The sequence below is a fragment of the Chelativorans sp. genome (assembly GCF_031180965.1).
Lineage (GTDB): Bacteria > Pseudomonadota > Alphaproteobacteria > Rhizobiales > Rhizobiaceae > Chelativorans.
In genome coordinates, this window is sequence record NZ_JAPSLH010000049.1 from 1 (window position 1) to 12,616 (window position 12,616).

The 12,616-nt window shown below is 62.7% G+C and carries 13 protein-coding genes and 1 pseudogene; 7 read left to right on the top strand and 7 right to left on the bottom strand.

Going from position 1 to position 12,616, the window contains the following annotated elements:
* Together RIN79_RS21145 and RIN79_RS21150 are read left to right on the top strand one after the other, a co-directional pair.
* On the top strand, positions 1–885 hold an 885-nt coding region (locus tag RIN79_RS21145), incomplete at its 5' end, for an AGE family epimerase/isomerase (protein WP_309086684.1).
* 250 nt (positions 886–1,135) lie between these two features.
* The gene (locus RIN79_RS21150; protein ID WP_375165992.1) at positions 1,136–1,405 is read left to right on the top strand and encodes a transposase; all 270 of its coding nucleotides are present in this window, start codon (positions 1,136–1,138) and stop codon (positions 1,403–1,405) included.
* Positions 1,406–2,405: 1,000 nt separating this feature from the next.
* On the opposite strand, the gene RIN79_RS21155 is transcribed toward RIN79_RS21150, so the two are convergent.
* From RIN79_RS21155 to RIN79_RS21165, 3 genes are all read right to left on the bottom strand, one after another.
* The gene (locus tag RIN79_RS21155) at positions 2,406–2,699 is read right to left on the bottom strand and encodes a hypothetical protein (protein ID WP_309086685.1); all 294 of its coding nucleotides are present in this window, start codon (positions 2,697–2,699) and stop codon (positions 2,406–2,408) included.
* A gap of 117 nt (positions 2,700–2,816) precedes the next feature.
* Positions 2,817–3,560: an SDR family oxidoreductase gene (locus tag RIN79_RS21160; protein WP_309086686.1), complete on the bottom strand. Its 744-nt coding sequence runs from the start codon at positions 3,558–3,560 to the stop codon at positions 2,817–2,819.
* Between the two features lie 31 nt (positions 3,561–3,591).
* On the bottom strand, positions 3,592–4,437 hold the full coding sequence (locus RIN79_RS21165; protein ID WP_309086687.1) for an SDR family oxidoreductase: 846 nt from the start codon (positions 4,435–4,437) through the stop codon (positions 3,592–3,594).
* Positions 4,438–4,607: 170 nt separating this feature from the next.
* On the opposite strand from RIN79_RS21165, the gene RIN79_RS21170 reads away from it, so the two are divergent.
* The 3 genes and pseudogenes from RIN79_RS21170 to RIN79_RS21180 form a co-directional block, all read left to right on the top strand.
* Entirely contained in the window at positions 4,608–5,543 is a 936-nt protein-coding gene (locus RIN79_RS21170) for an AraC family transcriptional regulator (protein WP_309086688.1), read from the top strand.
* A 46-nt stretch (positions 5,544–5,589) separates the two neighbouring features.
* Positions 5,590–5,787, top strand: a complete 198-nt coding sequence (locus RIN79_RS21175) for a hypothetical protein (RefSeq protein ID WP_309086689.1) — start codon at positions 5,590–5,592, stop codon at positions 5,785–5,787.
* Positions 5,788–6,013: 226 nt separating this feature from the next.
* Positions 6,014–6,160, top strand: a pseudogene (locus RIN79_RS21180) (glutathione S-transferase family protein); the annotation flags it as partial.
* Positions 6,161–6,202: 42 nt separating this feature from the next.
* Here RIN79_RS21180 and RIN79_RS21185 read toward each other — a convergent pair.
* The gene (locus RIN79_RS21185) at positions 6,203–6,805 is read right to left on the bottom strand and encodes a dihydrofolate reductase family protein (protein ID WP_309086690.1); all 603 of its coding nucleotides are present in this window, start codon (positions 6,803–6,805) and stop codon (positions 6,203–6,205) included.
* A gap of 404 nt (positions 6,806–7,209) precedes the next feature.
* Complete coding sequence (locus RIN79_RS21190; RefSeq protein ID WP_309086691.1) at positions 7,210–8,499, bottom strand: MFS transporter; 1,290 nt, start codon at positions 8,497–8,499, stop codon at positions 7,210–7,212.
* A gap of 622 nt (positions 8,500–9,121) precedes the next feature.
* On the opposite strand from RIN79_RS21190, the gene RIN79_RS21195 reads away from it, so the two are divergent.
* Positions 9,122–9,754 carry a tyrosine-type recombinase/integrase gene (locus tag RIN79_RS21195; protein ID WP_309086692.1) on the top strand — a complete coding sequence of 211 codons (633 nt, stop codon included), beginning with the start codon at positions 9,122–9,124 and terminating at the stop codon, positions 9,752–9,754.
* A 195-nt stretch (positions 9,755–9,949) separates the two neighbouring features.
* On the opposite strand, the gene RIN79_RS21200 is transcribed toward RIN79_RS21195, so the two are convergent.
* On the bottom strand, positions 9,950–10,843 hold the full coding sequence (locus RIN79_RS21200; protein WP_309086693.1) for a LysR family transcriptional regulator: 894 nt from the start codon (positions 10,841–10,843) through the stop codon (positions 9,950–9,952).
* A gap of 99 nt (positions 10,844–10,942) precedes the next feature.
* Here RIN79_RS21200 and RIN79_RS21205 point away from each other — a divergent pair, with 99 nt between their 5' ends.
* Complete coding sequence (locus tag RIN79_RS21205) at positions 10,943–11,761, top strand: SDR family NAD(P)-dependent oxidoreductase (protein WP_309086694.1); 819 nt, start codon at positions 10,943–10,945, stop codon at positions 11,759–11,761.
* Between the two features lie 374 nt (positions 11,762–12,135).
* On the opposite strand, the gene RIN79_RS21210 is transcribed toward RIN79_RS21205, so the two are convergent.
* The coding region (locus RIN79_RS21210) for a DUF3363 domain-containing protein (protein ID WP_309086695.1) at positions 12,136–12,616 on the bottom strand (481 nt) is incomplete at its 5' end.

The following is a 12,616-nucleotide window of genomic DNA, read 5'->3' on the forward strand; positions in this document are numbered from 1 at the left end:
GACCCAACCCGCTACTGCTACGGCCATGCCTTCGTGCTCCTGGCTGCCGCTGCGGCAGCCAAAACAGGCCTGCCGCAGGCGCAGGCCCTGGTGTCCGAAACATACGATCTGCTGGAAACGCGCTTCTGGGAGGCGGACGCCGAACTCTATGTGGACGAGATCGGCGCTGGCGACTGGTCGGCTGTCCCCGCCTATCGAGGGCAGAACAGCAACATGCATATGTGCGAGGCGATGCTTGCCGCTTTCGAAGCGACAGGCGAGGCGCGCTATCTCGATCGCGCCGCCACCTTGGCGCGGCGCATCTGCAGTGAACTCACGGCCCAATCAGGAGGCCTGATCTGGGAGCACTACCACAGTGATTGGAGCCTGGACTGGGAATACAACAAGGAGGATCCGAGGCATCTGTTCAAGCCCTTCGGCTATCTCCCCGGCCACTTCGTCGAATGGGCCAAGCTGCTCTTGATCCTCCATCGCTATCGGCCCGAAGGCTGGCATGTCGAGTCGGCGGAGCGGCTGTTCAACACGGCCATGGAGAAGGCTTGGGATAGAGAGGCCCAGGGCATGCACTACAGCTTTGCTCCCGACGGCGGCATCCTGGATACGGACCGCTACTATTGGGTCATATCCGAAATGATAGCTGCCGCCGCCCTGCTCGCGCTGCAGACGGGGCGGCGGCAATATTGGGATTGGTACGAGCGCGGCTGGGAATATGCCGACCGGCATTTCATCGACCACGAACATGGCGGCTGGTTTCGCATTCTCGACCGATTCGGGCGGAAGTATAGCAATGAGAAGAGCCCTCCGGCCAAGACCGATTATCATCCGGTGTCGGCCTGCCATGAGGTCATAGTGGCCTTGAGGGGTGGCGGTGACGTCAGCTGGTAGTCGGGCAGCGGGCGGCGGTATTCCGGCGACCGCCGGCCAAAGGGAAGTTCAAGAGCTACCCATCGGCTACTTCCACTTCGACTCTGCCAAGTGCGCACCGAAGAGGGCGAGCTGCCCATGTTCGCGCCATCCAACGGACGGCGAGCCTGGAACTGCACGAGAAGGCTACGGCCGTGTGGAGAGCGGATCAAGACAATCCGAGGGGACGCGGTCACGCTGGCGCGGCTGCAGCCGGGTGTGGGTGCCGGAAGTGACCCACGAGGCTGTCCGCGATCTGGTCCGGGCCCGGGAGGCCGCAGCCGACGACCTGCGCCGCAAATGCTTAGTTCCGGGGGAGCGCTCGACTGGCGATACCGTTCGCCGGTCGGGCCTGACGCTCGCCGGCAAACGACGCGCGCGCCGCGCCTTGGTTGAAGCGGCCTGGACCTACCGCTACCCAGCCAGGGTCAGCGAGACCCTGAGGGTCCGGCTCTGCGCCCGCTATCGTCGCCTCAGCACCGCCGGAAAGGAGCCGCGTTGATCGTGGCCGCGATCGCGCGCGAGATGGCCGCCTTCCTGTGGCCATCGGCCAGGAGGTCGCACCGTAGTAGCGATCTCGACGCAACCCGCTGCACAGTGCCGTGGATGGGGCCACGGTGGGGAACTCCTGTCGCTAGTTATGTGGCCGAGCCAATCCGCTCGACGCCCGCCCTCTAGACCGAGGACAGCCCCGAGACGGAAACACGGAAGGCGGTATCCAACCCGCGGATGGGAGAGTGATCAACCGTCGTCTCTCAGCCCGGCCCCGCTTTGTGCAGCTTCACACAATCCGACTGCTTCGAAACTCTGCTAGGCAGCCGATCCCGTTCGCCTTCACCCTTGGCCGGGAACATGAGAGACTACGTCCTCCCGGGCGCAGCGCGTCTATCCTTACCGAGGCCGACGGCCAGGAAAACGAGATCGAGCATTGCAAGACTCCTCTCAGGATCACCCTTAAGAGGATATGTCCGTCTGCGGTCAGGTTTCGATTGTGAATGCGGGAGCGGGACGTAAGGAAATGATAAAGACGCCCATAGGGGTTAGCGTGCTCAACGCGTCCCCTGCGGCAATTTTGGAAAGACCGGATCATCAAGCGTTGCCCGGTCGCTGCGTCGTGCTCCGCAGACCTTCGGGTACGGAAGCTGAGGGTCGCTTTTCGCACTGCCTTCCAAAAGCTGACCGACCGCTTACGGCCCCGTTGCCGAAGTCGATCTCCGCTTTACGTTAGCAATGCCAAGGCGCTGGCACGGGCCGAATCTTGAGGTTCACCCCATCCTGAACCGTCGCGTCAAGCGTTGACGAAGAGCTTTGCCGACATCGACCCGCTCAGAGATTTTGATCCCTTCTAGAAGCCAAGGGCGAGCTTCTTAACGAGCTCGTCAGGGATTGGCTGGCTCGGCGAGAAGGTGACGCCGGTGAAGCTCACCGCTTCGATGGCCTTAAAAGAGGCAGCCTCGACCGAGGCTGCCTCTGGTTTGAATGCAGGGACGCCAGTGCCGTTCCTAGTCGTCTGAAACCGCGAAGTCGTCGGAGGCATCGTAGCCTCGATATACCCGGTCGGCGTTGCCAAGCTGGGCGCGGGCAGGATAACCGGCCGCCACCCGCCCGGTGCCGGAGGTGATGTGCCCGGCATCGGAAACAGCGGACTGCCCTTTGAGACCCGCTGGCAGATCGTTCTGCGAGCTGGGACCGAATTCGTCCGAAGCATTGTAGCCGGTGTGACCCTGCGCATTTGCATCGCCAAGGCCGAGCCCGATGATGGCAAGGGTAAAAGTGAAGAGAATGAATTTACGCATTGTATGTGCCTTTTCATGCGAGGTTGAGAGTGTTTGAGGTCCCGATCGCCATGCCTGGCCGGGATCGGTACAGATTCCCCCCTATGCTTCGACGTTTCACGCCGAGCACCTTGCCGCTCAGTGAGTGCTGAGCGCCCCGACCGCTTGATCAAAGCGGCCATCTCGTTCCGCCCAGCGCAGGAACCCCACCCGTTCGACCAGGATCTCCCTGGGCGTCGGCTCCTGCCTGAACAACGCCATCGCCTCGTCCATGAAGGCATCGAGGGGCATGTACCCCTCGCGGGTCGATTGGCCGGGTGTGAGCTCGGTTTGAACCGCGGGTGGCGCAAGCTCGATCACTTCGACCTTGCCTTGGAGTTGCTGGCGCAATGAGACCGTGTAGGAATGGATTGCCGCCTTGGTGGCGTTGTAGGTCGGGGTGGCGCTGAGCGGAACGAAGGCGAGACCCGATGAGACATTGACGATCGCGGCGTCTGGCCGGCTCGCGAGGTGGTCGGCCAGGGCGTTCGTGAGCCGGATCGGCCCCAGCAGGTTGGTGACGATCGTCTCCTCCGCGTCCCTGAGATCGCGCGCCTTGGTCAGATCCTCGCGGCGCATGATGCCGGCGTTGTTCATCAGTACGTTAAGCGCCTGATGCTCCGCGGTGACGCGCTTCGCAAACGCCGTTATCGCTTCCGGATCCTCGACATCGAGGGTCATCGCATGCATCCGGTCCCGGCCGGCAATCGTCTCCTCAAGCGCCTCCCTGCGGCGGCCGGTGATGATCACGGTGTTTCCAAGCGCATTGAAGCGCCTGGCCAGTTCCCGGCCGATCCCAGATCCGCCGCCGGTGATGAGGATGGTATTCCCTGTTGTTTTCATCGTTGAAAATTCCTTCTATCAATAGCTCGGGTCAGACAATTCCGCCGTTCGCGAATACCGTTTGGCCGTTGATCCAGGCACCATCGCCGCTGCAAAGCGCTGCAATCGTGTCGGCGATGTCCTCAGGTTCCCCGAGGCGCTTGTGCGGCGTGCGCGCGGCGAAACCAGCGATCTGTTCCGGCGTCTTTCCGTCGGTGAAGAGAGTGGTGTTCACGACGCCCGGGGCCATCGCATTCACCGAGATCATGCGCCCCTCGAGCTCCTTGGCGAGAACGTTTGCAAAGAGTTCCTGAGCCGCCTTGGTCGCCGCATAGGGCCCATAGGTCGGGCTGCGCAGTTGTGTGATGCTCGACGAGAGCGCGAGGATGCGACCGCCATCGCGCACTCGCCGTGCCGCCTCGCGCAGCACAAAGAAGCTGCCCTTCTGGTTGACGTCGACCATGCGGCTGACGTCGGCATCGGCCATGTCGCGGAAGGGCGCAAGCCGCATGATGCCGGCGTTGCTCACCACCACGTCGACCCCGCCGAAGGCGCGCTCGTTCTCGTCGAACAGCCGCCTTACGGCATCGGGGTCACTGACGTCGGCCTGCACCCAGATGGCGCGGCCCCCTGCAGCCTCGATCTCCCTGACGACGCCCGCCGCAAGATCGCGGTTCTTCTCGCAGTTGACGGTGATGGCATATCCGTCGCGGGCGAGGCGCTTGGCGGTTGCGGCGCCGATGCCTCGGGAGGAGCCAGTAACGATTGCGACCTTGCCGTTCGATGCCGGCGCGTGACCGGCTGTTTGAGCGTGGGCGGCGCCCATCGCGAGTGCCGCGGAACTCCACGCAGCACCTGCCAGCACGGTGCGCCTCTGCACCTTGTTCTGTCCAGGCATCATAGTCTCCTTTCTTCGAGCGAGTTGGTTTCTGTCCGGACGTTGCATACCGCGTGCGGGCGCGCCGGGGCTTGCCAAAGCATGCGCAAAATTTGCCGAATCCTGCAGGTCGGGTGATATCCGCTCGCGGGCGTGCTAGGCTCCCCGCACTACAGGAGAGATCCCATCCCATGGACGCGCTCAAGGATGCTATTCGCAAGTACGCCGCACACCACGCGAACCGCGAGGGACTGGCGACTACGCCAGTGCCGGGGCTGCGCATGATGTGTATCGGATCACCGCCCGGCGATCTGCATTCGGTCTATCGCCCGCTAGTTTGCCTCGTTCTGCAGGGTGCCAAACGCATGACGGTTGGGCGGGAGCAGCGTGTCTTCTCTGCCGGACAGTCGGTGATCGTGAGCGCGGACATGCCAGTTGTGGGCCGGATCGTGCAGGCGAGCCCGGACGAGCCCTATATCGCAGTCGCCGTCGAACTCGAGATGGCGACCCTGCGTGAGCTCGCAGCGCATCTGGGCGAAATGCGCGCGCAGCCTCCGTCGGAGATACGCACCCTGTTCGCCGAAGTCACGAATGCGGCGGTTCTGGATTGTGCAACGCGGCTGATGCGCTTGGTCGACATTCCTGACGCGACGCCGCTGCTGCGCCCTGGGATCATGAGAGAGTTGCATTACTGGCTTCTCTCCGGGCAGCACGGCAAAGCCTTGCGGGCCCTTGCGGCCCCCGACGGCCATGAGGGCCGTTTGGCGGCAGCGATCGCCATCCTCAGGGAGGAGTATCGATCGCGCGTGCCTGTCGAGCGTCTGGCCGCGGCAGCAGCGATGAGCCTCACCGCCTTTCACAAGCATTTCAGGTACATGACTTCGCTGACACCTGGACAGTATCAGAAGCGGCTTCGCCTGATCGAGGCGCGCCGCCTCATGCTGGATGAGGGCTTCTCTGCAAGCAGCGCGGCATTCGAGGTGGGCTATGAAAGCGTCTCGCAGTTCACCCGCGAGTATGGCCGTCTTTTCAAGGCCCCGCCGAAGCGCTCCGTCCTTCGCATTCGACAAGCATCAGGGAACGCCACGGAGCGACCCCTTCAGGTCGAACAGGCGAACGCTGCATAGGGTCGCTTACCGGTCCTTCCGGTAATACGACACAATCGCCTGCGCGGTGCCGGTCGCGCTGGCGGGAGGCCCCCTCGACTGGCCGGACGCAACCCTCGGAAGCGGCGACGCCGTCGCCCGGCTCAAGGAGGAGTTCAATGTGCTGTTACGCTCGCACGCCAGCTTAACGATGAACCAGGCGCTGATGGCCGCCGGTCTGGTCGATCGCGTCCAGGTGACGCTCTTTCACGTGATCACCGGCTAGACCGGAACGGAACCAATTTTTCGGGGGCGCGGCCGACTTCACCTGGGCCAGAGAGAGAGAGAGAGAGAGAGAGAGAGAGAGAGAGAGAGAGAGAGCCGGACACTCGATGGCCTATCCAGGAACTCATCTATCGGCCCACCCTGCACGTCTGAGTCCGTCTTGTATAGCATCGGCGCAATCACGCGCCTTCCTCTCGTCGGAATGAGGAATTCAACTGAAGCTTTCCATGAAGCCCACCATTGCCGCCTTTGAAACGTCACCCCACTGAGGCCAGGGACTTGCGCACGACATGCGCGTACGCCGGGCGCTGGAAGAAGTGGGCCGGCCTCACGAGGTTCAGCTTGTTTCGTTCGAGGCGATGAAGGAGCCCGCTCGCGCGCCAGGCGACAGGTTCACGAGTGGCCCATGGTTCCCGTCATCGTTGCACCGGGAAGACCAGGTGGATCACGCGGTCCCCCTGCACGCATACGGTCGGCTTGCCGAGCAGGATGTCGTTTGAGGAGAGTTGACCGAAGAAGGGGCGGTTGCCTTCACCCATCACCACTGGCACCAGGTTGACGGCCACTTCGTCCAGCAACCCCAGCTCCAGGCACTGCTTGGCGATGGTCCCTCCGGTGACGGAGACGACGCGGTCGCCAGCAATCTCCTGGGCAAGTGCGATCGCGGCTTGCACTCCGTCCGTCACAAAGGAGAATGGCGCGTCGGGGTGAGCTTCGACCCAGTCCGAGGGGACGTGGTGCGTGACCACGACGACGGGCCTATCCAGGCTGTGCCGACCGTGCCAACCATTGGTCACATCGAACAAGGTGCGGCCACAGACCAATACCCCCAGCGAGGAAACCCACTGCCGCCAGTACTCTGCGCTCGGCGGGCTGAGGTGGACTTCGAAGTCTCCGGCCGGGGTCGGCAGGGCGACCTCGCCGTTCTGGAGCCAGTCGAACAACCGGCCGATCGTGTTGTCCTGCTTGGCGATGTAGCCATCCAGAGACATGATCGCTTGCGCCTGCACCGTACCCATCGAAACAGCCTCCTCGGCCTGATTGTCGAGCCTCTATGTCCCAAGGACGAAAGACCGTAGCTTCTCACGACATCCAGGAAGAACTTCTTGTGCAGTTGCTGAATGGGCCTGGTCCCGCCGGCGAACAAGCGGCGCTGCTCACATTCCTGTGACGCTCGCATAGCGGATCGCCATCGATAGGCCGAACACCCGACGATGGGCGCCGTATCTCCGGGATGGCCAGTCGCCCCAAGCAATACAAATCGCGCGTCGTCATCTTGGCACCCGCGATCGTCGAGTCATCGTTCCCGCGCGATCGCAGATGTTGGCAGCCCGCTATGGCTAGGCATCAGTGCTGTCGATTTGCCGCCAGAATCTGGTAAGCCACAGTCTCACGCATTACGCTGCCCGCCTCATCGTGAAACTTATGCCTGCTTTGGCGTTTCGCGACTCGACCCGCCTTGCTGTTGCTGCAGCATCGCGTCGAGCGACAGCGTTATCAGTGGCGTGTGCGGACAACGCGCCGACATCGCTGCACGCGAGCGGCGGATTTGCGGACGCAGAATGGCCGCCACCGCCAGCACTGCCAACAAGAACGCCGCGGAGAGAAAAAGCCCTCCCGGTCCGGCGACGTTCATCACCAGGCCGCCGACGAGCGGTCCTGCGGCTGTGCCGAGCCCATTGAGCAGGAGCAGGCCACGCGCGGTGCCGAGCAGCCGGCCCGGCGACAGGTCATCATTGGCCAAGGCGACGCACAAGGAATAGATCGGTATGCCGAAGCCGCCGAAGAGGGCGCCGACAGCCAGCAGCACCGGAAGGGGGGCTTCCGCCGCCAAAGAGATACCGATAGCGGCGAGGGCTGCTCCCAGCGCCGCGGCAGCGATAATAAGGTTGCGTGGCAGTCGGTCAGAAATCCATCCGAGAGGCCACTGCAGGACGAGTGTCCCCCCAAGCACAGCGGCCATGAAAGCCGAGATACCACCGACGTCAAGACCGACCCGCTGGGCGAAATTCGGCCCCATGCCCCAGAACCCGCCGATTGCGAGACCGGCCAGGAATACACCGCTCGTCGCTAACGGGGAGATGGAGAGAAGGTCACGGAAAGGAACCGGCTCCTGCTCTACCTCCACCGGTGCACGGCTCGGCAGCAGAGTGATCGGCACGACGGCCGCCGATATCAGCAGCGACACGATGAGGAACAGCGCCACTCCCTCGGGTGCGGCCACGTTGAGGAGTGCCTGGCCCAAAGCCCACGCGGCCATCGATACGACGCCGAAGATCGACAGCAGTTGTCCGCGCGTAGACGGGACGGCATGTGCGTTGAGCCAGCTTTCGGTTGCAAGGATCATGCCAGCATAGGCAAGGCCGGTCAGAATGCGCAGCAGCACCCATGCAAAGGGTTCGACCGATGCGACGTGAAGCAGCGCCGTCATTGACGCAATGGCGGCAAAGCCTGCAAAGGTCCTTACATGACCGACCGAGACAATCACGCGCGGCAGGAACAGCGCGCCGACAGCATAACCGACGAAGTAAGCGGACATCATCGCGCCGATGATTTCGCTGGAAATGCCTTCCTGCCCTGCGCGGACGACTAGCAGGGTTCCCAGCAAGCCAATACCCAACAAAAGAAGCGCCATGCTGAGCAGCAGTGCTGCTACGGGCGCAAGCACGAGGCCGCGCGTGCAGACTATCTTGACCGATTCGATCGCTGACATCGGCCGCATCCTCCTTGTCTTCCTCAATGTTCCTGGCCGCCGCGTGCAATCTTCGCCTTTGCCTCGGTCTCGCACCGGCTGTGCGACGGAGGAAGCAGTTGCAATGAAACACCGCAGCAGCTTCGCGGTCGGGTTGAAGAGCCAAGCGCGAATAGGCTGGAGCAGGTCACGCGTTTCTCGCAACCGGTCCGAGATCATACAAAACTCTCGAGCCGAGATCACACCGATGCTTATGAAAACACACAGCAGAAGGTTTTTTTGCCGAGCCGACGAGGGAGGCGAGGATGGCTCCGCGAGCCTCCCCAGTTTGCATTACTGCCCGTGATATCTCCTTAATTGCGAAAATGATGCGCTATTGATCCCGCGACGCAGCTGATCAATTCCGTCGGCGCCGGAACCCAACGCAGCGAACAGGTCCTGATCATGCTCTATGGCTGTGCGCGGAATGGATCAGCTCAGACGTGCCTAGCCTTGAAGCAGCTCGCAGATTGCATTGGCATCAGTGCAAATGGCAGCTTGTCTGGTTTGTGGCCTGCAACCGGACAGGCAGCTTCCGGCCCCGGAGCTGTGATGCTGGCGATCCCGTTTTTCCCTTGGCCAATCTTGGCCAAGGAGAACTCACATGGGCCACTCTCAATTCGATGATGCTATCCGCGAGCGCGCTGCTTGGAACGCGGGAAAGAAGGTGGGGACAAAGCGTCCGCTCACGCAGAAACAGATCTGGGCCGTTCGCTTCTTCCTCGACCGCGAGAGCCGCATTCGTGACCGCGCCCTGTTCGACCTTGCGATCGACAGCAAGCTTCGTGGATGCGACCTGGTGAAGATCAGAATTCGCGATGTGGTCGCCGGACCGGAAATCAGGACTCGCGCGATCGTGATACAGCAGAAGACCGGTCGACCAGTCCAGTTCGAAATCACCGGCGACGTAAGAGCAAGCCTGCGGGGCTGGCTCGAACGGCGCGGCGGCACGATTGAGGACTATGCTTTCCCGAGCCGGATCGATCACACGCACCACATGAGCACGAGGCAGTACGCGCGCCTGGTCGACGAATGGGTGACGGCGATCGGTCTGCGTCCAGAGGAATACGGCACGCACTCACTCCGTCGCACGAAGGCTTCGATGATCTACAAGGCGACGGGCAATATCCGCGCCATACAGATCCTGCTTGGCCACACCAAGATTGAGAACACAGTCCGATATCTTGGTGTCGACGTGGAGGACGCATTGCTCCTGGCCGAGCGAACCGAAATCTGATGTTGAGCGGCCATCCGAAACATCAGGATGGCCGCTTTGACGCGCGGGCTATGTTGCTTGCCTGTCAATCTTGGAGTGGAAAGCTTCCCGTCCGCTTCGGGATTGGTATTAGATAAAGCCGCCTTTGACGGAGTTCCGCGAACTTTCCGGCAACGATCGAGTTTCGAGAAGCGACGCCGACGTTTGGCCAAGCCGTTACACGGCCCTGCTTTCTCGAAGCGCCTCCTTGAACAGTTCGAAGGCCGTCGTCCCCCTCCGATCGGGGTAATAGAGGTGGTAGCCGGCGAACGGCTCGCACCACGACTCCAGAAGGCGGACGAGACGGCCATCGGCGATCGGCGCCGCCACCAGATCCTCCAGGATGTAGAGAATGCCGAAACCCTCAAGGGCGGCGGCCACCAGAAGGCCCCCGTCGTTGAACACCGGCCCGCAGCCTGGCCTGACCGTTACCGCATGGCCCTCGCGCTCGAACGACCACGGAGATAGGCCGCTATGCGTGTCGCCATAGGCGATACAGCGATGGCCTGTGAGGTCGGCCGGCTCCACCGGAGCTGGGTGGTCATTCAGATAGCCGGGAGTGGCAACCACCGCGACCCGAAGCGGGGGCCCCACCGCCAGCGCGATCATGTCCTTCTCCAATCGCTCGCCGAGCCGGATGCCCGCATCGTAGCGGCCCGCCACGACGTCCGTCATCCCGTCCTCCACGCACACCTCCACCTCAATGCCGGGGTGGCGGCGCATGAAGGATGGCAGAATCGGCCACAGTACTGTGTCCGCAGCGTGTTTGCCCGTCGTGATACGGACGGTACCAATCGCTGCCCTGCGTGTATGGGACAGCGCCTCGATCTCGTCGTCCAATCCGGCCAGTGCCGGCGACAAGGTGGCGAGCAGGCGCTCGCCGGCAGCGGTCGGAGCGACGCTTCGCGTTGTGCGGGAGAGCAGGCGAAAACCGAGCTGGCCCTCCAGTCGCTTCATGGTCTGGCTCAATGCCGACTGCGTGACGCCCAACCGCTTTGCGGCACGCGTGAAGCTGCGGTCGGAAGCAATCGCCGCAAAAACGGCGAGGTCGCCGAGTTGATCCGGGCGCATTGATAAATCCTGCTACTGGAGCTTGTTACTTATTAGCCCATTATCTCGACCAATTAGCACACCTACCTAGTTTGTGACAGCAAAAGAAACGAGGAGCAGATGATGAGCAATATTTGGCTGGTAACGGGCGCAAGCCGGGGACTTGGACGCGAGATCACGCGCGCCGCGCTCGATGCGGGCGAAACGGTGGTGGCAACGGCGCGGTCCATTGATGCAGTGCGCGATGCCTTCGGGGGCGAACACGATCGTCTGCAGGCCCTCGCGCTTGATATCACGGACGCTGAAGCCGCGAACGCGGTCGCCGTCGAGACCATCGAGCGGTTCGGTGCGATCGACGTGCTGGTCAACAATGCCGGCTATGCCGAACTGGGCTTCTTCGAGACCTTCACCGATGCCGCGGTGCGGCGCCAGTTCGAGGTCAACCTGTTCGGCACGATGAACGTCGCGCGCGCGGTCGCCCCCCATATGCGTGAGCGTCGCTCAGGCCTCATCGTCACCATCTCGTCGGTCAGCGGGCTGGTCTCGAACGCAGGGGGGGCGGTTTACTCGGCGTCGAAGTTCGCGGTCGAGGGATGGATGGAGGGCTTCGCGCAGGAGTTGGCACCGTTGGGCGTCCGCTCGCTCCTGATCGAGCCGGGGATGCTGCGTACCGACTTCATGGACCGGAAGTCGGCGCGCTTCGGCAGCATCGACATTCCAGACTATGCCGAGGCGATTGCGCAGTATAGATCATTCGTGGACGAGGCCAGCGGCAACCAACCGGGCGATCCGAAGCTGCTCGCCGCGCAGATCGTAGCGCTTGCTTCGCAGGGCGAGGCACCATCGCGGCTCGTGTTCGGCGACGACGCCCGGCAGTGGGCGGGCGCGAAGGTCGACCAGTTAAGGCAGGAAATCGCCCAGTCCGCCGATCGCGGCTGACACGTCAGACCAAGGCCCGGCAAGGGAGGTAATTGCTCACCCCAGCAGTGACTCTCGGGCGCTTCCCAAAAAAAGAACCTCCAACGGGATGGTCGAGGTCAGACCGAAATAAACCACGGAAGCGGCGCAGGCTTTCCGAAAATCTGTTCCGGATTGCCCTTTCCAAAATGGCTGATCGGAGATGGAGAACGGGAATATTTCTGCTGTTCGAATGGCCGCTTCGGGGGAGACGCCGGAGGCCTCAGAACGACGTATATGGGGTCGTTGGCCGAACGTCGGCTTTCTGAGTATTTCAGCCAGAACCGGACAGGCCGTAGTCGGCCCCACCCTTGCCGTTCAACACACATCAGGTCGCGGGATGACTGACATGGCCATCACAGGCCGAGCGCGCGCTTCCTGCCGAAGCGCCACTCGAGCCCACCCCCGTCGCGCATGACACCCGTGATATGCTGGCCGATGCGGTTGTCCAGCACAGGCTGCCAAGGCACGAGCTGGAACCCCAGGCCGTTGTCGAGCATGGCAAAACGGCCCGAGGCGAGGTTGGCAACGCCGGCGAGCCGGCCGCTCACATACTCGCCCGGTTTGGCTTCAATGAAGGTGAGGCCACGCTCGGCCGCCAGCGCACGGCCCACGCGCGCGATCTCGGACCGTTCCAGGCGCTCAAGAATGTCGCGCGGTGCACGCAGGGAACCGTTGGGCAGCCGGGTCGCGTAGCCCATGTCTTCGAGGCTCTGCCGGCGCCGGTCGATCGCCTCCCTCACCTCACGGCCGAATCCCACCTCGGCCAGCGATGTTCTTGTGGGTGAAGCCAGTTCCCGATCGAGCCAAGTCGCCCCATCGCTGGTGATCTGCCGG